Source organism: Streptomyces sp. NPDC048297 (assembly GCF_043201585.1).
Classification (GTDB): Bacteria; Actinomycetota; Actinomycetes; order Streptomycetales; family Streptomycetaceae; genus Streptomyces.
This window is the reverse complement of record NZ_JBICZA010000009.1, coordinates 107,417-125,989: the sequence shown is the minus strand read 5'-3', so window position 1 is coordinate 125,989 and position 18,573 is coordinate 107,417. Positions and strand designations below refer to the sequence as shown.

General features: G+C 70.6%; 18 protein-coding genes and 1 pseudogene. 11 read left to right on the top strand and 8 right to left on the bottom strand.

Annotated elements, in window-relative coordinates; all coding sequences use genetic code 11:
• Nucleotides 1–3 precede the first annotated feature (3 nt).
• Nucleotides 4–1,455 (top strand): NCS2 family permease, encoded by a 1,452-nt coding sequence (locus ACGFYV_RS12495; RefSeq protein ID WP_393878328.1) that lies wholly within the window; start codon nt 4–6, stop codon nt 1,453–1,455.
• Nucleotides 1,456–1,494: 39 nt separating this feature from the next.
• Here ACGFYV_RS12495 and ACGFYV_RS12490 read toward each other — a convergent pair whose 3' ends face one another.
• Nucleotides 1,495–2,949, bottom strand: coding sequence for a peptidoglycan D,D-transpeptidase FtsI family protein (locus tag ACGFYV_RS12490; RefSeq protein WP_393878327.1), 1,455 nt, complete (start codon nt 2,947–2,949; stop codon nt 1,495–1,497).
• A gap of 98 nt (nt 2,950–3,047) precedes the next feature.
• Nucleotides 3,048–3,818 (bottom strand): IclR family transcriptional regulator, encoded by a 771-nt coding sequence (locus tag ACGFYV_RS12485; protein ID WP_393878326.1) that lies wholly within the window; start codon nt 3,816–3,818, stop codon nt 3,048–3,050.
• A 112-nt stretch (nt 3,819–3,930) separates the two neighbouring features.
• Between ACGFYV_RS12485 and ACGFYV_RS12480 the strand changes: the two genes are divergently transcribed.
• The 5 genes and pseudogenes from ACGFYV_RS12480 (at nt 3,931) to ACGFYV_RS12460 (ending at nt 8,673) form a co-directional block, all read left to right on the top strand.
• Nucleotides 3,931–5,460, top strand: coding sequence for an aldehyde dehydrogenase (NADP(+)) (locus ACGFYV_RS12480; protein WP_393878325.1), 1,530 nt, complete (start codon nt 3,931–3,933; stop codon nt 5,458–5,460).
• Between the two features lie 30 nt (nt 5,461–5,490).
• The gene (locus ACGFYV_RS12475; protein WP_393878324.1) at nt 5,491–6,099 is read left to right on the top strand and encodes a DUF1349 domain-containing protein; all 609 of its coding nucleotides are present in this window, start codon (nt 5,491–5,493) and stop codon (nt 6,097–6,099) included.
• Nucleotides 6,100–6,224: 125 nt separating this feature from the next.
• Nucleotides 6,225–6,729, top strand: a pseudogene (locus ACGFYV_RS12470) (GNAT family N-acetyltransferase).
• 76 nt (nt 6,730–6,805) lie between these two features.
• Nucleotides 6,806–7,525, top strand: coding sequence for a DsbA family oxidoreductase (locus ACGFYV_RS12465; RefSeq protein ID WP_393878323.1), 720 nt, complete (start codon nt 6,806–6,808; stop codon nt 7,523–7,525).
• 95 nt (nt 7,526–7,620) lie between these two features.
• Nucleotides 7,621–8,673: an aminotransferase class V-fold PLP-dependent enzyme gene (locus tag ACGFYV_RS12460; protein ID WP_393878322.1), complete on the top strand. Its 1,053-nt coding sequence runs from the start codon at nt 7,621–7,623 to the stop codon at nt 8,671–8,673.
• 120 nt (nt 8,674–8,793) lie between these two features.
• Here the strand turns inward: ACGFYV_RS12460 and thpD are convergent, their stop codons facing one another.
• The 4 genes from thpD to ectA form a co-directional block, all read right to left on the bottom strand.
• Nucleotides 8,794–9,681, bottom strand: coding sequence for an ectoine hydroxylase (gene thpD, locus ACGFYV_RS12455; protein ID WP_393878321.1), 888 nt, complete (start codon nt 9,679–9,681; stop codon nt 8,794–8,796).
• 7 nt (nt 9,682–9,688) lie between these two features.
• Nucleotides 9,689–10,093 (bottom strand): ectoine synthase, encoded by a 405-nt coding sequence (locus ACGFYV_RS12450; RefSeq protein WP_393878320.1) that lies wholly within the window; start codon nt 10,091–10,093, stop codon nt 9,689–9,691.
• 51 nt (nt 10,094–10,144) lie between these two features.
• Nucleotides 10,145–11,416 carry a diaminobutyrate--2-oxoglutarate transaminase gene (gene ectB, locus ACGFYV_RS12445; protein WP_393878319.1) on the bottom strand — a complete coding sequence of 424 codons (1,272 nt, stop codon included), beginning with the start codon at nt 11,414–11,416 and terminating at the stop codon, nt 10,145–10,147.
• A gap of 98 nt (nt 11,417–11,514) precedes the next feature.
• Complete coding sequence (gene ectA / locus ACGFYV_RS12440) at nt 11,515–12,021, bottom strand: diaminobutyrate acetyltransferase (protein ID WP_393878318.1); 507 nt, start codon at nt 12,019–12,021, stop codon at nt 11,515–11,517.
• A gap of 383 nt (nt 12,022–12,404) precedes the next feature.
• On the opposite strand from ectA, the gene ACGFYV_RS12435 reads away from it, so the two are divergent.
• Nucleotides 12,405–12,902: a hypothetical protein gene (locus ACGFYV_RS12435; RefSeq protein ID WP_393878317.1), complete on the top strand. Its 498-nt coding sequence runs from the start codon at nt 12,405–12,407 to the stop codon at nt 12,900–12,902.
• 2 nt (nt 12,903–12,904) lie between these two features.
• Here ACGFYV_RS12435 and ACGFYV_RS12430 read toward each other — a convergent pair whose 3' ends face one another.
• On the bottom strand, nt 12,905–14,011 hold the full coding sequence (locus ACGFYV_RS12430) for a pyridoxal-phosphate-dependent aminotransferase family protein (RefSeq protein ID WP_393878316.1): 1,107 nt from the start codon (nt 14,009–14,011) through the stop codon (nt 12,905–12,907).
• Between the two features lie 151 nt (nt 14,012–14,162).
• On the opposite strand from ACGFYV_RS12430, the gene ACGFYV_RS12425 reads away from it, so the two are divergent.
• Genes ACGFYV_RS12425 through ACGFYV_RS12415 form a run of 3 tightly spaced genes read left to right on the top strand, consistent with a single transcriptional unit; the run spans nt 14,163 to nt 16,734 of the window.
• Nucleotides 14,163–15,008 carry a transporter substrate-binding domain-containing protein gene (locus tag ACGFYV_RS12425; RefSeq protein ID WP_393878315.1) on the top strand — a complete coding sequence of 282 codons (846 nt, stop codon included), beginning with the start codon at nt 14,163–14,165 and terminating at the stop codon, nt 15,006–15,008.
• On the top strand, nt 15,005–15,919 hold the full coding sequence (locus tag ACGFYV_RS12420) for an amino acid ABC transporter permease (RefSeq protein ID WP_393878314.1): 915 nt from the start codon (nt 15,005–15,007) through the stop codon (nt 15,917–15,919). The genes ACGFYV_RS12425 and ACGFYV_RS12420 overlap by 4 nt, the downstream gene beginning before the upstream one ends.
• Entirely contained in the window at nt 15,916–16,734 is an 819-nt protein-coding gene (locus tag ACGFYV_RS12415; protein WP_393878313.1) for an amino acid ABC transporter ATP-binding protein, read from the top strand. Before ACGFYV_RS12420 ends, ACGFYV_RS12415 begins: the two co-directional genes overlap by 4 nt.
• Before the next feature lie 110 nt (nt 16,735–16,844).
• Here ACGFYV_RS12415 and ACGFYV_RS12410 read toward each other — a convergent pair whose 3' ends face one another.
• Nucleotides 16,845–17,216, bottom strand: coding sequence for a hypothetical protein (locus tag ACGFYV_RS12410; protein WP_393878312.1), 372 nt, complete (start codon nt 17,214–17,216; stop codon nt 16,845–16,847).
• Between the two features lie 167 nt (nt 17,217–17,383).
• On the opposite strand from ACGFYV_RS12410, the gene ACGFYV_RS12405 reads away from it, so the two are divergent.
• A complete protein-coding gene (locus ACGFYV_RS12405; RefSeq protein ID WP_393878311.1) occupies nt 17,384–18,475 on the top strand; it encodes an amidohydrolase family protein in 1,092 nt (363 codons plus the stop codon).
• Nucleotides 18,476–18,573 lie beyond the last annotated feature (98 nt).

Here is an 18,573-nt window from a genome sequence, read left to right as displayed (position 1 = left end):
CCCATGCCCGACACGGCGAAGGTGGACCAGCGGCCGGGCGCCGCGCCACTTCCCGGCAACAGCCTCGACCGGTACTTCAGGATCTCGGCACGGGGATCCAGTTTCGGCCGGGAGATACGCGGTGGCTTCGCCACGTTCTTCACCATGGCCTACATCCTCGTGCTGAACCCGATCATCCTCGGCAGCGCCAAGGACAAGTTCGGGCACTCCCTCGACACCGGCCAACTCGTCACCGCCACCGCCCTGGTGGCCTGTGTGATGACGATCATCATGGGCGTCGGCGGCAACCTCCCGCTCGCCATCGCCGCCGGACTCGGCCTCAACGCCGTCGTCGCCTTCCAGCTGGCGCCGCTGATGAGCTGGGCCGACGCGATGGGCCTGGTCGTCCTCGAAGGCGTCGTCATCTGCGTCCTGGTCCTCACCGGGCTGCGCAGGGCGATCATGGAGGCGATCCCGCAGCAGCTGAAGCAGGCCATCGGCGTCGGCATCGGCCTGTTCATCGCCTTCATCGGCTTCGTCGACGCCGGCTTCGTCAGCCGCATCCCGGACGCCGCGCACACCACGGTGCCGGTGCAGCTCGGCGCCGTCGGACGCCTCACCGGCTGGCCGGTCCTCGTCTTCTGTCTCGGCGTCCTCGTCACCCTCGCGCTGCTCGCCCGGAAGGTGAAGGGCGCGATCCTCATCAGCATTGTCACGATGACCGTCGTCGCGATCGTCATCGACGCCGTGGCCGACATCAAGACGTGGGGCCTGACCACCCCCAAGGTCCCCGACAAGCTCGTCGCGCCCCCGGACTTCGGTCTGTTGGGCCACTTCAGCCTGTTCGGCGGCTTCGCCAAGGCGGGTGTCCTCACCGCCGTCCTGCTCGTCTTCACCCTCATCCTGTCCGACTTCTTCGACGCCATGGGCACCATCGTCGGCATCAGCGCCGAGGCCGGACTCCTGGACGAGAAGGGGCAGGTGCCGGGCATCGGCCGCGTCCTGTTCATCGACGGCGCCGCGGCCGTCGCCGGAGGCATCGGCTCCGCCTCCTCCAACACCGCCTACATCGAGTCCGCCGCCGGCGTCGGCGAGGGCGCCCGCACCGGCTTCGCCAACCTGATCACCGGCGGCCTCTTCGGCCTCGCGCTCTTGCTCACCCCGCTGCTCACCATCGTCCCGCTCCAGGCGGCGGCGCCCGCGCTGATCGCGGTGGGCTTCTTGATGATGACCCACGTCAAGCACATCGACTGGGACAACTACGAGATCGCCGTACCGGCGTTCCTCACCATCGGCGTGATGCCGTTCACGTACTCCATCACCGACGGCATCGGCGCGGGCTTCCTCGCGTACGTCGTGATCAAGACCGTCGTCGGCAAGGCCAGGGAGGTCAACTGGCTGCTGTGGGGCGTCTCGGCGCTGTTCCTGGTGTACTTCGCGATCGACCCGGTGGAGCAGATCCTGGGCGTCAGGTGAGGCCGGGGGCGGTTTCGCGGAACCGCCCCCTCCCGACGGCTACTTCAGCGCCGCCCGCATCATCGCCTTCGCCACCGGCGCCGCGAGCCCGTTGCCGCTGACCTCCGACCTGGCCGCGTCCGACTGTTCCACCATCACCGCGACGGCGACCTCCTTGCCGGTGCTGCCGGACTTTCCGTACGAGGTGAACCAGGCGTACGGCGTCTTGCTGTTGTTCTCGCCGTGCTGGGCGGTACCGGTCTTGCCGCCCACGGTCACCCCGTCGATCAGCGCGTTCGTACCGGTGCCGTCCTTCACCACCGTCTCCATGGCCGACCGCAGCAGCCCGGCCGTGCGGGAGTCCATGATCTGCCGGGTGTCCGCGCTGTCGTCGTAGTCCCCGAGCACCGAGCCGCCGCTGTCGGTGATCCGCGAGACCATGTGCGGCGAGACCAGCTTGCCGTCGTTGGCGATGGCCGCGGACACCATGGCCATCTGGAGCGGGGTCGCGGTGACGTCGAACTGGCCGATGCCCGAGAGGGCGGTCTGCGCCTTGTCCATGTCCGAGGGGTAGACGCTGGTGTAGGCGCGCACGGGCACGTCCTGCTTCTGGTCGTCGAAGCCGAACTTCTCGGCCATCGCACGCACCTTGTCCTGGCCGAGGTCGACGGCCATCTTGCCGAAGACGTTGTTGCAGGAGAACTGCAGCGCGACCCGGATCGAGGCGTCCGCGCAGGGGGCCGACCGGTTCTCGTTCACCAGCTGCCTGCTCGTGCCCGGCAGGGGGTACGGGTCGGGGCTGCGGGTGTGCTGGTCCACGTTCTCGTACAGCCCGTTCTCCAGCGCGGCCGCCGCGACGACCAGCTTGAACGTGGAGCCCGGCGGAAGCGGCTGGCGCAGTGCCCGGTTGGTGAGCGGCTTGTCCTTGTCCGCGACCAGCCGCTGCCAGGCCGGTCCCGCCGTGTTGGCGTCGGTGAGCTGCGAGGGGTCGTACGTCGGCGTCGAGACCACGGCGAGGATCCGGCCGGTCTTCGGGTCGATGGCGACGGCCCCGCCCTTGTTGCCGCCGAGCGCCTCGTAGGCGGCCTTCTGCACGGCCGGGTCGATGGTCGTGAGCACGTTGCCCGGGTCGGCGCGCTTGCCGGTCACCGTGTCCAGCACGGTCTTCAGCCGGCTGTCCGTGCCGTTGAGCAGGTCCTTGTAGATGCCCTCCAGCTGGGTCGGGGCATAGGCCTGTGAGGCGTAGCCGGTCACCGGCGCGTACAGCTCACCGTCGGTGTACGTGCGCTTGTAGGCGAGGTCGCCGCCCTTCGTCCGGGCCGAGCCCGTGATCGAGTTCCCCGCCACGATGATGTTGCCGAGCGGCCGGGAGTACGTCTCGATCGGGTTCCGGCGGTTGTTGTTGTCGTCCGCGAGGGCCTTGCCGTCGTAGAACTGCACCCATGTCGCCCTGACCAGCAGAGCGAGCACGAGCAGCAGCGCGAAGACGGACGCCCGCCTGATCGTCTTGTTCATGCCGATGGTGAAGACGAGCGGGACGGGGGTGGGCGTTCCCGTACGCCCGCTTTCTCATCCCATGTTCAGGAAATCTGAAAATCAGAAAAGGTGAAGACTTAGAGCCGCCGCGTCGCCAGGGTCAGCCGGTCCCGGGCGTCGAACAGGGCGTCCTTGATCATCTGCTCGTGGGCCGGGGTGAGGCGCGCGACCGGCACCGAGCAGCTGATGGCGTCCCGTGCGGGGGTGCGGTACGGGATGGCGACGCCGAAGCAGCGCAGGCCCAGCGTGTTCTCCTCGCGGTCGACGGCGAAGCCCTGCTCACGGACCTGGTGCAGCTCCTCGATGAGCTCCTCGCGGTCGGTGATCGTGTGCTCGGTGAGGGCGGGCAGGGTCTCCGGAAGGAGCTTGCGCACCTGTTCGTCGGTGTGCGTGGCCAGCAGCGCCTTGCCGAGGGACGTGGAGTGGGCGGGCAGCCGGCGGCCGACCCGGGTGAAGGGGCGCAGATAGTGCTGCGACTGGCGGGTGGCCAGGTAGACCACGTTCGTGCCGTCGAGACGGGCCAGGTGGATGGTCTCCGTGGTGTCGTCGGAGAGCCGGTCCAGGGTCGGCCGGGCCGCGGCCACCACCTCGTCGCCGTCGATGTAGGACGTGCCGACCAGCAGCGCCCGCACCCCGATGCCGTACCGCGTGCCCGTCGCGTCCGTCTCCACCCAGCCCAGTTCCACGAGCGTGCGCAGCAGCATGTACAGGCTGGACTTGGGGTAACCCACCGCCTCCTGCACCGCCGCGAGGGAGTGCATACCGGGACGGCCGGCGAAGTACTCGAGCAACTCCACGGTCCGCACCGCGGACTTGACCTGCGCCCCGCCTGTCTCGCCTGCCGACATCGCCTTGACCCCTTAGCCTCAGCAGCGTATTCATCATCAGAGACGGCGTTCAGTATATCGAACGCTCCGACGATCGACCTCGAAAGTACGGCCTTACCGGGAGGGACCCGCAGTGGCAGCAGCACCAGTCTGGAGTGTCGACCCGCGCAACGGGAAGCAGCGGGAACAGGTTGCGGTGGAGGCCACAGCGCAGGAGGTGGACGAGGCCGTCCGGGCGGCGCACGCGGCGCGCGGCGCCCTCGCCGACCGCTCGGTCCGCTCCGCCTTCCTGCGCACGGCCGCCGCCGGCCTGGACGCGGCCAGGGGCGGCCTGGTCGAGACCGCCGACGCCGAGACCGCCCTCGGCCCGGTCCGGCTGACCGGCGAACTCGCCCGCACCACCTACCAGTTGCGGGCCTTCGCGGACATCGTCGACGAGGGCGCCTTCCTGGACGTCGTCATCGACCACCCCGACGACACCCCCACCCCGCCCGTCCCGGACCTGCGCCGCTACAAGGTCCCCCTCGGCGTCGTGGCCGTCTACACCGCCTCCAATTTCCCCTTCGCCTTCTCCGTCGCCGGCGGCGACACCGCGAGCGCGCTGGCCGCCGGCTGCCCCGTGGTCGTCAAGGCCCACCCCGACCACCCGGCCCTGTCCGAACTGGTCGCCAAGGTGCTGCGCCGGGCCGCCGCCGGGCACGGCATCCCCGAGGGCGTCGTCGGCCTCGTGCACGGCTTCGAGGCGGGCGTCGAACTGATCCGGCACCCGCTGGTCGCCGCCGCCGGCTTCACCGGTTCCGTACGCGGCGGGCGGGCCCTGTTCGACGCGGCCGTCGCGCGCCCGGTGCCGATCCCGTTCCACGGCGAACTGGGCTCGCTGAACCCGGTCGTGGTGACCGAGGCGGCCGCGACCGAGCGGGCGGAGGCGATCGGCGCCGGGCTCGCCGGGTCCATGACCCTCGGCGTCGGCCAGTTCTGCGTGAAGCCCGGCCTGGTGCTGGTGCCGTCAGGCGCGGCCGGCGACGGGCTGGTCAAGACGCTCACCGACGCGGTCAGCGACACCGAGGCCGGAGTGCTGCTCGACCACCGCATGCGGGACAACTTCGTCGCCGGTGTCGCCGAACGGGGCCGGCTGCCCGAGGTGGGGTCCCCGGTCACCCCGGGAGCGGGCGGCGGGCACACCGTCAGCGCGGGCTTCCTCACCGTGCCGGCGTCGCGGCTGGCCGAGGGCGGGGCGTACGACCTGCTGCTGGAGGAGTGCTTCGGACCGGTCACCGTGGTGGCGCGCTACGACGACGAGGCCGAGGTCTCGGCGGTCCTGTCGCGGCTCCCGGGCAACCTCTCCGCGACCGTCCAGATGTCCTCGGCGGAGGCCGCTGGAGAGGGCCGGGGCGCGGACATCATCGCCGAACTGACACCGCTCGCCGGGCGCGTGGTGGTCAACGGCTGGGCGACGGGCGTCGCCGTGGCACCGGCTCAGCACCACGGAGGCCCCTACCCGGCGACCACCTCCACGTCCACGTCCGTGGGCGGCACGGCCATCGAGCGGTGGCTGCGGCCCGTGGCCTACCAGGGGACGCCCGAGGCCCTGCTGCCCCCGGAGCTGCGTGACGACAACCCGCTGGGGCTGCCGCGGAGGTTCAACGGGGTCCTGGAGCGGTAGGCCCGCGGGCCGGCCTGCGATGATGGGCCGATGGACCTGGAACTCCCCGAACTGCCCTTCGCCCTGCGCACCTACGGACCCGACGGGAACTGGTCGTACGAGGACGGTGTGCTCACCGGGTGGGCGGGTTCCCGGCAGGACCGGTTCGTGCCGCCCGCCGGGGAGGCCATGGACCCCGCCGCCGACGCGCCCCGGCTGCTCGGGGCGCCCGAAGGCGACTTCCAGCTGATCGCCCGCGTCACCGTGGGGTTCCGCGCCTCCTTCGACGCGGGCGTGCTGTACGTCCAGGTCGGCGACCGGGCCTGGGCCAAGCTCTGCCTGGAGTACTCCCCGGACGTGCCCACCGTCTGCACGGTGGTCACCCGGGGACACTCCGACGACGCGAACTCCTTCACCGTGGACGGGAGTTCGGTGTGGCTGCGGGTCAGCCGGACCGGCCGGGCGCTCGCCTTCCACGCCTCGCGCGACGGGGTGCGCTGGACCTTCGTACGGCTCTTCACCCTCGGCGACGAGAAGGAGACGGGAGCGGCGCTGGTCGGGTTCATGACGCAGTCACCGCTCGGCGAGGGCTGTGTGGTGACGTACGACCACATCGCGTACCGCGACGCCTGGCCGGACGACCTGCGCGACGGCAGCTGACGGTTCCTCGGTCGGCGGCCCCCCCGGTCGATGGTCCCCCGGACGACGGTCCCCGGTCCCCGGTCGGCGGTGGCCGGGGGCGGGAGCCGCGCAACCGCAGCGGGCACCGGCGCGTCCTGCCCTGCATGATCAGTGCACGTGAAACCGGTGCCCGGGTGATCCGCACCGCTCTGCCCGCCGAGACCGAGGACATCGCCGCTCTGCACCTGCGGGCGCGCGCCACGTACTACCCGGACGGGCTCCCCGAGAGCGACGTCGACTGGGCGGCGGCCTGGCGCGCCTCCATCGAACGCCCCGACGCCCATGTGCTGTGCGCCGTCGAACAGGGCCGCATCGTCGCCGTCGCCTCCTTCCGCACCCCCGCAGGACGCACCCGCGGACACGGTCAAGCTGTTCCAGTTCCACGTCGACCCCGGCCGGTGGCGCTCCGGCATCGGCACGGCCCTGCACGCGGCCTGCGTGGAGCAGTGGCGGGCCGACGGCCGGCGCACGGCCGTCCTCGACGTGCACATGGACAACGCGCGCGCCCAGGCCTTCTACGCCCGCCAGGGCTGGCTCCCCGACCCGGAGAACCCGCCGGCCGACGGCGACCACCACCTCTTCCTGCGCTTCTCCGTGCCCGCGGAATGAACATGCCTGCTTGAACGTTCACGTACTTGGGGGAGAGATCCTCCGCCCCCGTACGACCTGGAGAAGAGCCGAAGACATGCGCGTCGAGATCTGGAGCGACATCGCCTGCCCCTGGTGCTACGTGGGCAAGGCCCGCTTCGAGAAGGCGCTCGCCGCCTTCCCGCACCGCGACGAGGTCGAGGTGGTGCACCGCTCCTTCGAGCTGGACCCGGGCCGTGCCAAGGGCGACGCCCAGCCGGTGATCACCATGCTCACGAAGAAGTACGGCATGAGCGAGGCGCAGGCCCAGGCCGGCGAGGACAACCTGGGCGCCCAGGCCGGCGCCGAGGGCCTGGACTACCGCACCCGGGGCCGCGACCACGGCAACACCTTCGACATGCACCGCCTGCTGCACCTCGCCAAGGCGCACGGCAGGCAGGACGAGCTGATCCAGATCCTCTACCGGGCCAACTTCGCCGAGGAGCGGTCCGTCTTCACCGAGGGCGAAGAGCGGCTGGTGGAGCTGGCCGTCGAGGCAGGCCTCGACGCCGACGCCGTCCGCGGGGTGCTCGCCGACCCCACCGCCTACGCCGACGAGGTCCGCGCCGACGAGCGCGAGGCCGCCGAGCTGGGCGCGAACGGGGTCCCCTTCTTCGTGCTGGACCGCACGTACGGCGTCTCCGGCGCCCAGCCCGCCGAGGTCTTCACCCAGGCGCTGGCCCAGGCCTGGGGCGAGCGCTCCCCGCTCACGCTGGTCGACCAGGGGCCGGCCGAGGCCTGTGGCCCGGACGGGTGCGCGGTCCCGCAGCAGGGCTGAAACCGCAGGTCGGCGCGGATGTATAAGGACTCCAAAGGCGTTCCGTGTACAGATGCGCGATGGACGGGGGATCCCGGGCCCCGCACAGTGGGGGCATGGAGACCTTCGAGAGCCTCGTCCGCGCCGAGTTCAGTCCGAAGAACACCTTTCTCAACACCGCGAGCAGCGGCCTGCTGCCCGCCCGTACCGTCGCCGCGCTGCACGAAGCCGTGGCGATCAGGGCGGAGGGCCGGCCGATGGACCCGCTGTTCGAGGACGTCGAGGCCGCCCGCGCGAGCTTCGCCCGGCTGGCCTCGGTCCCGGCCGGCCGGGTCGCGGCGGGCCCCTCGGTCGCCGCACAGACCGGGCTGGTCGCCGCCTCGCTGCCGTCCGGCGCCGAAGTCCTCACCGCCGAGGGCGACTTCACCTCCGTGATCAACCCCTTCCACACGCGGGGTGACCTCAAGGTCCGTGCCGTACCGCTGGAGCGGCTCGCCGAGTCCGTGCGTCCCGGCACCGCGCTCGTCGCGGTCAGCGCCGCCCAGTCCGCCGACGGGCGGATCACCGACCTGCCCGCCCTGCGCGAGGCCGCCCGCGCCCACGGCGCCCGTACCTACGTCGACTTCTCCCAGGCGGCCGGCTGGCTCCCCATGGACGCCGGCGCCTACGACTTCACCGTCTCCACCGCCTTCAAGTGGCTGCTCGGCCCGCACGGCGCCGCGTTCCTCGTCGTACCGGAGGACTTCGGGGACCTGATCCCGCTGCTCGCGGGCTGGGTCGCCGCCGAGTCGCCGTGGGACAGCTGCTACGGCCCGGTCACCGAACTCGCCCACTCCGCACGGCGGTTCGACGTCAGCCCCGCCCTGTTCACCTATGCCGGACTGCGCCACTCCCTCGCCCTGATCGAGGAGCTGGGCGTGGCCGCCGTACACGCTCACGACCTGGCCCTCGCCGACCGGTTCCGGGCCGGACTCGCCTCGCTCGGCCACGCGCCCCTGCCCGCTCCCGGCTCGGCGATCGTCTCCGTCCCCGGACTGGGCGAGCGGCAGGGCGAGGTGAGCCGCGCGGGCATCGAGGTGTCCGACCGGGCCGGCAATCTGCGGGCGTCCTTCCACCTCTACAACACGGAAGCGGACGTGGACCGCCTGCTGGACGTGCTCGCCGGCTGACGATCTCCCCGGCTGACGACATGACGGGGCCGGGACCATCCGTCCCGTACGAGGCTGACGACATGACCGGGCCGGGGCCTCCCGTCCCACACCAGGAGGCCCCGGCCGGTGTCCTGGGGGTCACGTCACCGCGGTGAAATCCCTTGCTCCGATGAACTCCGGCCGGCGCACGGGCGCCGCGAACGGCTCGACCGCGGCGTTGTCCACGCTGTTGAACACGATGAAGACGTTGCTGCGCGGGAACGGCGTGATGTTGTCGCCGGACCCGTGCATGCAGTTGCAGTCGAACCAGGTCGCCGAGCCGGCCCGGCCGGTGAACAGCCTGATGCCGTGCTCGCCCGCCATCCTGGTCAGCGCCTCGTCCGAGGGCGTGCCCGCGTCCTGCATCTGCAGCGACTTCTTGTAGTTGTCCTCCGGCGTGGCCCCGGCGCAGCCGAGGAACGTCCGGTGCGAGCCCGGCATGATCATGAGCCCGCCGTTGGTGTCGTGGTTCTCGGTCAGCGCGATCGAGACGGACACCGTGCGCATGTTCGGCAGGCCGTCCTCGGCGTGCCAGGTCTCGAAGTCCGAGTGCCAGTAGAAGCCGCTCGCGCCGAAACCGGGCTTGACGTTGATCCGCGACTGGTGGACGTACACGTCCGAGCCGAGGATCTGCCGGGCCCGGCCGACCACCCGCTCGTCGCGCACCAGCCGCGCGAACACCGCGCTGATCCGGTGCACCTCGAAGACCGAGCGGATCTCCCGCGAGCGCGGCTCGACGATCGCGCGCTCGTCGGCGCGGATCGCCGGGTCGGCGACCAGCCGGTCCAGCTCGCGCCGGTAGACCTCGACCTCGTCCGGGGTGATCAGCTGGTCGACGGCGAGGAAGCCGTCGCGTTCGTACGAGGTCAGGTCCGCCGCCGGGATCGGGCCGGGGGTGTCCGGGGAGCCCCAGACGACCGGGTCCTTGCGGGGCGTGCTCACCTCGGTGGTGGCGCGGCTCGGGTACAGGTCGGTGACGGTGGTCATCGGTGCCTCACACCTCCTCGGGCTCGGTGAGCAGCGGGTAGACGCCGTTCTCGTCGTGGTCCTCCCGTCCGGTGACCGGCGGGTTGAACACGCAGACGCAGCGGAAGTCCTCCTTGACGCGCAGCGTGTGCCGCTCGTGCCCGTCGAGCAGGTACATGGTGCCGGGGGTGATCGTGTGCGTCTTCCCGGTCTCGTGGTCGGTGAGTTCGGCCTCGCCCTCGGTGTAGACGACGGCCTCGATGTGGTTGGCGTACCACATCGACGTCTCGGTGCCCGCATACAGGACGGTCTCGTGCAGGGAGAAGCCGACGCGCTCCTTGGCGAGCACGATGCGCTTGCTCTCCCAGGTGCCGGACTTCGCCCTCACATGCCGGTCGGTGCCTTCGATGTCCTTGAACGATCGGACGATCACGGTGCTGTGCTTCCTCCTCGGTGGATGGTGCGCGTTCCTCGAAGACCGGTGTCAGACGGTCTCGCGGACGGCGCGGGCCAGGACGCTCAGGCCCTCGTCCAGCTCGTCCGGGGTGATGGTGAGGGCGGGCAGCAGCTTGACGACCTCGCCCTCCGGGCCCGACGTCTCGATGAGCAGCCCGAGTTCGAAGGCCCGCCGGGCGATCCGGGAGGCCCGCTCCTTCTCGTGGAACTCCAGGCCCCACACCAGACCGCGGCCGCGGTACTCCCTGATGTCGGCGAGGTTCTCCTCGGTGATGCCGATCAGCCCCTGCTCGACCTGCTCGCCGCGGGCCCGGGTCTGCTTCTCCATGGCCGAGCCGTCGGTCCAGTACGTCTCCAGGGCCGCGGTGGCGGTGACGAACGCGGGGTTGTTGCCGCGGAAGGTGCCGTTGTGCTCGCCCGGCTCCCAGATGTCGAGTTCGGGCCGGAACAGGCACAGCGACATCGGCAGGCCGTAACCGCTGATCGACTTGGACACGGTGACGATGTCGGGCGTGATGCCCGACTCCTCGAAGGAGAAGAAGGCGCCCGTGCGGCCGCAGCCCATCTGGATGTCGTCGACGATCAGCAGCATGTCCTGCCGCTCGCACAGCGCCTTGAGCTCGCGCAGCCACTCGGGCCGTGCCACGTTGATGCCGCCCTCGCCCTGCACGGTCTCCACGATCACCGCGGCCGGCTTGTTCAGGCCGGAGCCCTGGTCCTCCAGCAGCCGTTCGAACCACAGGAAGTCCGGCACGGTGCCGTCGAAGTAGTTGTCGAACGGCATCGGCGTGCCGTGCACCAGCGGGATGCCGGCGCCGGCCCGCTTGAAGGCGTTGCCGGTGACGGCGAGCGAGCCGAGCGACATGCCGTGGAAGGCGTTCGTGAACGACACGATCGCCTCGCGCCCCTTCACCTTCCGGGCCAGCTTCAGCGCCGACTCGACGGCGTTGGTGCCGGTCGGGCCCGGGAACATGACCTTGTACGGCAGGTCGCGCGGGCGCAGCACCAGGTCCTGGAAGGCCTGGAGGAAGTTCCGCTTGGCCGTCGTCGACATGTCCAGGCCGTGGGTCACCCCGTCCCGGGACAGATAGTCGATCAACGCCCGTTTGAGTACGGGGTTGTTGTGGCCGTAGTTGAGTGAGCCGGCGCCGGCGAAGAAGTCGAGGTACGCGTGGCCGTCCTCGTCGTACATCCGGCTGCCCTGCGCACGGTCGAACACGGTGGGCCAGCCGCGGCAGTAGCTGCGCACCTCGGACTCGACGGTCTCGAAGACACTGAGGTCGGGCTGGGTGATGGTCACGGTGAATCGCTCCTCAAAGCGAGCTGGGGTCGGGGGCCTGGAGTGCGGGGGCCTGGAGTGTGGGTCAACGGGTCGACGGAATCGACGGGGCGACGGAATCAGCGGGTCAACGGGCCGATCCGGTACAGGACTTCGGGGGCGTGCGGGCCGTCCGGGAACAGGTCGGCGGGGAACAGCACCTCGCGGGCGAGCTCCGCGCCGTGGCGCTTCGCGAACGAGGTGAACAGCCGCTCGGAGGCGGTGTTCCCGGGGGTGATGGTGGTCTCGAGGGAGGTGACGCCGCGTTCGGCGGCAAGGCGCCCGGTCAGCCCGTCCAGCAGCGCGGCGGCGACCCCGCGCCCCCGCTGGGAGGCGTCGACGGCGACCTGCCAGACGAGCAGGGTGCCGGGGCGGTCGGGCCGCACGTACCCGGTGACGAAACCGACGGGCTCGCCGTCCGCCCCGCGCGCCACGGCCGAGGTGCCGGCGAAGTCCCGGCACCACAGCAGATAGCTGTACGAGGAGTTCAGATCGAGGGTTTTCGAGTCCTTGGCGAGGCGCCAGAGTGCGGCGCCGTCGGCCGTTGCCGGTCGGTCGATGAGCAGGTCTGCTGCAGCGGCAGTCATGCGGAAGGAATTTAGCGAGGTGAATTCAGAAATGCACGGCGGGGGTGCGCGGAGTGGACGCCACGCAGGGTGAAATGTCTGGAATACCCCTCCTTGAATCATGACAAAACACCCCGCATGTGGAGTGCGTCACGGCCGGGAAATCCGTACGAAACCTTTTTGTTTAGTCCCGCGGAAAGCGGGCAGGAGAATATGGGAAGCTGCTCTCGATTGAATGATGAAAATGGCGGCCGGAATTAATGTGGGTCGTGTGAATTCCAGGCACCGGTGAAGAGGGACCAGGGCGTGGGATCCTCTTCGCGTCGTCGAGCGGAGACCGCATGGGGGAGGCCACATGATCGACGACCGGATCGAACCGGCCGACGCGGTCCAGGCCGTGCGCAATGAACTCGTCACCGCCGCGGCCCGCTCGGCGGCGCAGTGAGTCGAGGTGGGACCTGGACACGGCCTACCTCGCTCAGGAAGCCCGAGCGGGCGACGAACCCGCGCCCCAGCGGATCGACGCGCTGCCGGCGGACCGCCCCCGTGTCCTGCCCCGCGGCGAGGCCGGCGTCGGCACGACCACCCCCGCCTGCCGGCTCGCCGCGCACGCCACGCACGCCACGCACGCCGGGAACGGCACCCTCGGCCCGCGGCTCCGACGGCTCAGCCACCTCGCCCCGTTCGTCGTGCTCCCGCGTGCCGTGCACGCGCCCGGGGACGGCCTCCCCGCCGTGTGCCCGACCAGCTCTCCGCCGGCGGCACCCCCGCGTGCGCGTCCTGATCGCTTCACGCCTCCACGACCGGATGCGCGTCCTCGGCGCGAGGAACTCGCCGACCGGCTCACCGTCCTGTGCGGGGAAGCGGACGGGGCCGCGCGCGGGCCCCGGCGGACGTCCTGAGATCAGGCAGCGGGCTCGGACCGCTCGGCCGCCCGCAGGGCGCCGGGTACGTCCACGGCCAGGCCCCTCTGCGACAGCGCGGCACCCAGCGCCGTGAGGCAGCCGCGCACCACGGCCGGCGTGGCGTCCGCGCCGTAGTGGTTGACCCGGATCATCTCCTTGGCCAGGGCGCCGCCCCCGGCGGCCAGCGGCAGCGCGGGGTCGCTCTCCAGGGCGCGGGCCACCAGCTCGGAGGCCACCACACCGGCCGGCACCCGCAGCGTCGTGGCGACCGGGGCGGCCTCCGCCGCCTCGTGGACGTACGGCTCCAGGCCCCCGCCGAGCGCGAGCGCACCCGCGCGCACGGCCCGCGCCGTGTCACGGTGACGGCCCATCACCGCGTCCAGGCCCGCCGCCTCGATCCGCTCCAGGCACGCCTCCAGCGCCAGCATCTCCAGCTGGGCCGGAGCGTGCAGCAGTGCCGTGCGGCCGCCGTCGATCCAGCGCTCCTTCCAGTCCAGGAGGGAGAGGTAGGAGCGGCGCGGGGCGTTCGGGTTCGCGGCCATCCGGGTCCACGCCCGCTCGCTCACCGAGATCGCCGAGACGCCGGCCGGGCCGCCCATCGCCTTCTGCGCCCCGATCACGCACAGGTCCACGCCCCACGCGTCCGGCAGCACCGGCTCCGCGCCGACGGAGGCGACCGCGTCCAGGTAGAACAGCGCGCCGTGCTCCCGCACCACCTCGCCGATCCGGGCGACCGGGTTGGTGTTGCCGGTCGCCGCCTCCGCGTGGACCAGGGACACGAAGTCGATCTCCGGGTGCTCGGTCAGAGCCTGCCGGATCTGGGCCGCCGTCACCGCCGTGTGGAAGGGGACACAGAGGTCGTGCACCGTCGCACCGCAGTCCCTGAGCCAGTTCCCGAAGGTCTGGCCGTACGGGCCCGTGATCACGTTCAGCGCGGTCGTGCCGGGGCCGGCCGCCCCACGGATCGCGCCCTCCAGCGGCAGCAGCGCCTCGCCCTGCGTGATCACGACGTCCTGCCGCGTGTCCAGCAGCCGTGCCACCCGGTCCTCGATGGCGGCGAACCGCTCGGCGCTCAGCGGGGGCAGATCGAGGAAGGGGTGGGTCACGGCGGTGCTCTCTTCGCTCAGTGGGTAGATCCCGGGGACAACTCCACCGATCTTAAGTCGAGGGGTCCCTTGATCATGGGTTTGGTTTGAGGGGCCCAAACTCATCCTTATAATCTGAACGCACAGTTCCCTCTACTGGGAGATTTCCTCCATGACAACGCTCCTCGGACGCCGGACCCGCATCCTGGCCGCCATCACCGCGACGGCCGGGCTGGTGCTCGTGGCCGGCTGCTCCTCCAGCGACTCGGGGAGCGGTAAGACCACCGTCAAGGGGGTCCACCTCGCCAAGGCCGGTCAGCTGACCACCTGCACCCACCTGCCCTACCCGCCCTTCCAGTCGGAGATCGACGGCAAGGTGCAGGGCTTCGACGTCTCCCTCATCGACCTCGTCGCCAAGGACCTGGGCGTCAAGCAGGTGATCAACGACACGCCGTTCGAGAACTTCAAGACCGGCGCGTTCCTCAACTCCGGCCAGTGCGACCTTGCCGCGGCGGGCATGACGATCACGCCCGAGCGCAAGAAGAACGTCGACTTCTCCGACCCGTACTTCGAGGCCACCCAGGCCGTCCTGGTCGACAGGAGCAGCGGCGTCAACTCGCTCGCCGACGTCAAGGCCAAGGGCAAGAAGCTCGGCGCCCAGGCGCAGACCACCGGCGAGGACTACGCCAAGAGCAAGGGCTACGACCCGGTCTCCTTCGAGTCCTCCGACGCGGTCATCAACGGCCTGCGCACCGGCCAGGTCCAGGCGGTCGTCATCGACTTCCCGGTCGTCCAGGGCTGGCTGAAGGACAAGGCCAACGCGGACAAGTTCAAGCTCGTCGAGAACATCAACACCGGTGAGCAGTACGGCTTCACGGTCAAGAAGGGCAACAAGGTCCTGCTCGACGACATCAACAAGGCCCTCAAGACCGCCAAGGCCGACGGCACCTACAAGAAGATCTACGAGCAGTGGATCGGCCCGTACAACGCCTCCGTGGCCTCTCCCGCCGCCTCATGAGCGAACTCGACGTACCACCCCAGCCGAAGCAGCCGAAGCAGCCGAAGCAGCCGAAGCAGCCGAAGCAGCCGAAGCAGCCGAACCAGCCGAACCAGCCGAATCAGCCGAAGAAAAAGGGCCTGACCCGGCGGCAGAGGCGCCGGCTCTCGCGCGGCATCCAGTACGTCGTGTTCGTCGCCGCCGTGATCGCCGTCGCGGTCACGGCGGACTGGGGCCGGCTGCGGAACCAGTTCGCGCAGGGCTCCATCGCCCGGCAGATGTTCCCGGACGTCATCACGCTGGCGCTGAAGAACACCGTGCTGTTCACGGTGTCCGGCTTCGCCGTCGGCGTGGTGCTCGGCCTGGTCGTCGCCCTGATGCGGCTGTCCTCGGTGGGTCCCTACCGCTGGCTGGCCGGCGTCTACATCGAGATCTTCCGGGGCCTGCCCGCCCTGCTGATCTTCGTCTTCATCGCGGTGGCCGTGCCGCTGGCCTTCCCGGGCACCGAGATCCCCGGCGGCACGTACGGCAAGGCCGCGCTCGGCCTCGGCCTCATCGGCGCCGCCTACATGGCGGAGACCTTCCGCGCCGGCATCCAGGCGGTGCCCAAGGGGCAGACGGAGGCGGCCCGTTCGCTGGGCTTCTCGCCCGCCCGCGCGATGATCTCCATCATCATCCCGCAGGCCGTGCGGATCATCCTCCCGCCGCTCACCAACGAGCTGATCATGCTCTTCAAGGACTCCTCCCTGGTCCTGCTGCTCGGCGTGACCCTGGAGGAGCGCGAACTGTCCAAGTTCGGCCGGGACCTGGCGAGCACGACCGCCAACTCCACGCCGATCCTGGTCGCGGGCCTGTGCTACCTGCTGGTCACCATCCCGCTCGGCATCGTCGCCCGCCGCATGGAGGCCAAGGCCCAGAAGGAGATCACGTGACCCGCCCCGAGACCAGCCCGGCGAGCGGCCCCGAGATCCGCGTCCGGGACCTGTACAAGTCCTTCGGCGACAACGAGGTCCTGCGCGGGATCGATCTGGAGATCGGCCAGGGCGAGGTCGTCTGCGTGATCGGCCCGTCCGGTTCCGGCAAGTCGACGCTGCTGCGGTGCGTGAACCTCCTGGAGGAGCCCTCCAAGGGGCAGGTCTTCGTCGGCGGCACCGAGATCACCGACCCGGACGTGGACATCGACGCCGCGCGCCGCCGTATCGGCATGGTCTTCCAGCAGTTCAATCTCTTCCCGCACCTGAGCGTCACCGAGAACCTCACGCTCCCGCAGCGACGGGTCCTCAGACGCGACAAGGCGACGGCCGCGAAGATCGCCGCCGAGAACCTGGCCCGGGTCGGCCTGTCCGAGAAGGCGTACGCCTACCCGTCCTCCCTCTCCGGTGGCCAGCAGCAGCGCGTGGCCATCGCCCGCGCGCTCGCCATGGGCCCGGAGGTGATGCTCTTCGACGAGCCGACCTCCGCGCTCGACCCGGAACTGGTCGGCGACGTCCTCGCGGTGATGCGGAGCCTCGCCGAGGACGGCATGACGATGATGGTCGTCACGCACGAGATGACCTTCGCGCGCGAGGTCGCCGACCGGGTCGTCTTCATGGACGGCGGCGTGATCGTCGAGGACGGCAGCCCCGAGCAGGTCATCGGAGACCCGCAGCACGAGCGCACCCGCCACTTCCTGTCCCGCCTGCTCGACCCGGCGATGGCCGAGGTCGAGGAGGAGACCTCGGACCAGGTCGGAAAGTCTGAGCGGTAGCTCACTCAACCGGTGAGCGGCGAAGCGGTAGCTCACTCACCCGGTGTCGTGAGCAGCGAAGCGGCCCTCGGCCGGTTCCCTGGAACCGGCCGAGGGCCGCCGTGATCACGTCAGTTGCTGTACCACAGGTACGGGCCGGTGGTGACGCCGTACGTGTTGATCTGGACGCCCTTGTACGCCTTGATGGGCACGGTGTCGATGTAGAACGTGCCGTTGTTGGTGTTCCACTTGCCCCGGACGTTGGCGTACGTGGTGTTGCCGCTCAGCCCGATGGTGGTGCAGTGGCCGGGGGCGACCAGAACGGTCGACCCGCCCTGCTGCGGAACGTCCGCGTAGGCGCTGTAGTTCCCCTGGGAGCACAGGGTCAGCTGGTAGGCGCTGGCCGCAGAGGCTGATCCCGCGTTGCCCAGCATCAGGCCGACCGACGCCGTGGCCAGGCCCAGGGCAACGGCCGTGCGCTTGAGGGTCTGAGGTGTTTTCACGAAATCTCCTCACTCGTACGGTATGCCGGAATATGACATACCGTGATTTAGGTGGCCTTTCGAGGATCGCTCCCTCGTATATGGAAGCCGGGTGGATCTCCTCGCGGCAATGAGATCGAGGCGGGAGAGATCGTAAGGACAGGAAAGTGCCCTTTAAGGTGCTGTGTATGAACGGTCACGCGGTGCTGCACGTGAAGGGCCGGGTCCTCGTGGGACCTGAGGACGTCCGCGACGAGCTGTGGGTGGTCGGGGGCCGGGTCTCCTACGACCGCCCCGCCGGCGTCCGGGACGTGCGGACCGTGGAGGGCTGGGCGCTGCCCGGCCTGGTCGACGCGCACTGCCATGTCGGCCTCGGTGCCGAGGGGCCGGTGGACGCGGACACCGCCGAGAAGCAGGCGCTGACCGACCGGGAGGCCGGCACTCTGCTGATCCGTGACGCGGGCTCGCCCTCCGACACCCGCTGGGTCGACGACCGCGAGGACCTCCCGAAGATCATCCGGGCCGGCCGGCACATCGCCCGCACCCGCCGCTACATCCGCGACTTCGCCCACGAGATCGAGCCCGGTGAACTCGTCGCGTACGTCGGCCAGGAGGCCCGGCGCGGCGACGGCTGGGTCAAGCTGGTCGGCGACTGGATCGACCGCGACCTCGGCGACCTGTCCGCCTGCTGGCCGCGTGACGCCGTCGAGGCGGCCATCGCCGAGGCCCACCGGCTCGGCGCCCGCGTCACCGCCCACTGCTTCGCGGAGAGTTCGCTGCGCGACCTGGTCGAGGCGGGCATCGACTGCGTCGAGCACGCCACCGGCCTCACCGACGACCTGATCCCGCTGTTCGCCGAGCGTGGCGTCGCGATCGTCCCGACCCTCGTCAACATCGCCACCTTCCCGCGGCTCGCGGCCGGCGGCGACACCCGGTACCCGCGCTGGTCGGCCCATATGCGCCGGCTGCACGAGCGCCGCTACGACACCGTGCGCGGCGCCTACGACGCCGGGATCCCGGTGTACGTCGGCACGGACGCGGGCGGCTCGCTGGCCCACGGGCTGGTCGCGGCCGAGGTCGAGGAACTGGTCACGGCCGGCATCCCACCGCTGGACGCGCTCTCGGCGACGAGCTGGGGTGCCCGCGCCTGGCTCGGCCGCCCCGGCCTGGAGGAGGGCGCACCGGCCGACCTCGTCGTGTACGAGGCGGATCCCCGGGCGGACGTGCGGGTGCTGGCGGCGCCGCGCAGGGTGGTGCTGAACGGGCATGTCGTTGAGTAGAGGCATAGGGGCGTAGAGGCATAGGGGGCGTAAGGGCGCGGGCGCGTAGGGGGCGCGGGGAACGGGTGTGCCACATATTTCGAAGAGGTGTGCGGAAT

Excerpts from the sequence above, each read along its gene's own strand:
- ACGFYV_RS12420 (WP_393878314.1), top strand. The coding sequence starts at position 15,005 with ATGAGCGAACTCGACGTACCACCCCAGCCGAAGCAGCCGAAGCAGCCG.
- ACGFYV_RS12460 (WP_393878322.1), top strand. The coding sequence starts at position 7,621 with ATGGAGACCTTCGAGAGCCTCGTCCGCGCCGAGTTCAGTCCGAAGAAC.
- ACGFYV_RS12465 (WP_393878323.1), top strand. The coding sequence starts at position 6,806 with ATGCGCGTCGAGATCTGGAGCGACATCGCCTGCCCCTGGTGCTACGTG.
- ACGFYV_RS12405 (WP_393878311.1), top strand. The coding sequence starts at position 17,384 with ATGAACGGTCACGCGGTGCTGCACGTGAAGGGCCGGGTCCTCGTGGGA.
- ACGFYV_RS12490 (WP_393878327.1), bottom strand. The coding sequence starts at position 2,949 with ATGAACAAGACGATCAGGCGGGCGTCCGTCTTCGCGCTGCTGCTCGTG.
- ectA (WP_393878318.1), bottom strand. The coding sequence starts at position 12,021 with ATGACTGCCGCTGCAGCAGACCTGCTCATCGACCGACCGGCAACGGCC.
- ACGFYV_RS12425 (WP_393878315.1), top strand. The coding sequence starts at position 14,163 with ATGACAACGCTCCTCGGACGCCGGACCCGCATCCTGGCCGCCATCACC.
- thpD (WP_393878321.1), bottom strand. The coding sequence starts at position 9,681 with ATGACCACCGTCACCGACCTGTACCCGAGCCGCGCCACCACCGAGGTG.
- ACGFYV_RS12435 (WP_393878317.1), top strand. The coding sequence starts at position 12,405 with ATGAACTCGTCACCGCCGCGGCCCGCTCGGCGGCGCAGTGAGTCGAGG.
- ACGFYV_RS12475 (WP_393878324.1), top strand. The coding sequence starts at position 5,491 with ATGGACCTGGAACTCCCCGAACTGCCCTTCGCCCTGCGCACCTACGGA.
- ACGFYV_RS12495 (WP_393878328.1), top strand. The coding sequence starts at position 4 with ATGCCCGACACGGCGAAGGTGGACCAGCGGCCGGGCGCCGCGCCACTT.
- ACGFYV_RS12485 (WP_393878326.1), bottom strand. The coding sequence starts at position 3,818 with ATGTCGGCAGGCGAGACAGGCGGGGCGCAGGTCAAGTCCGCGGTGCGG.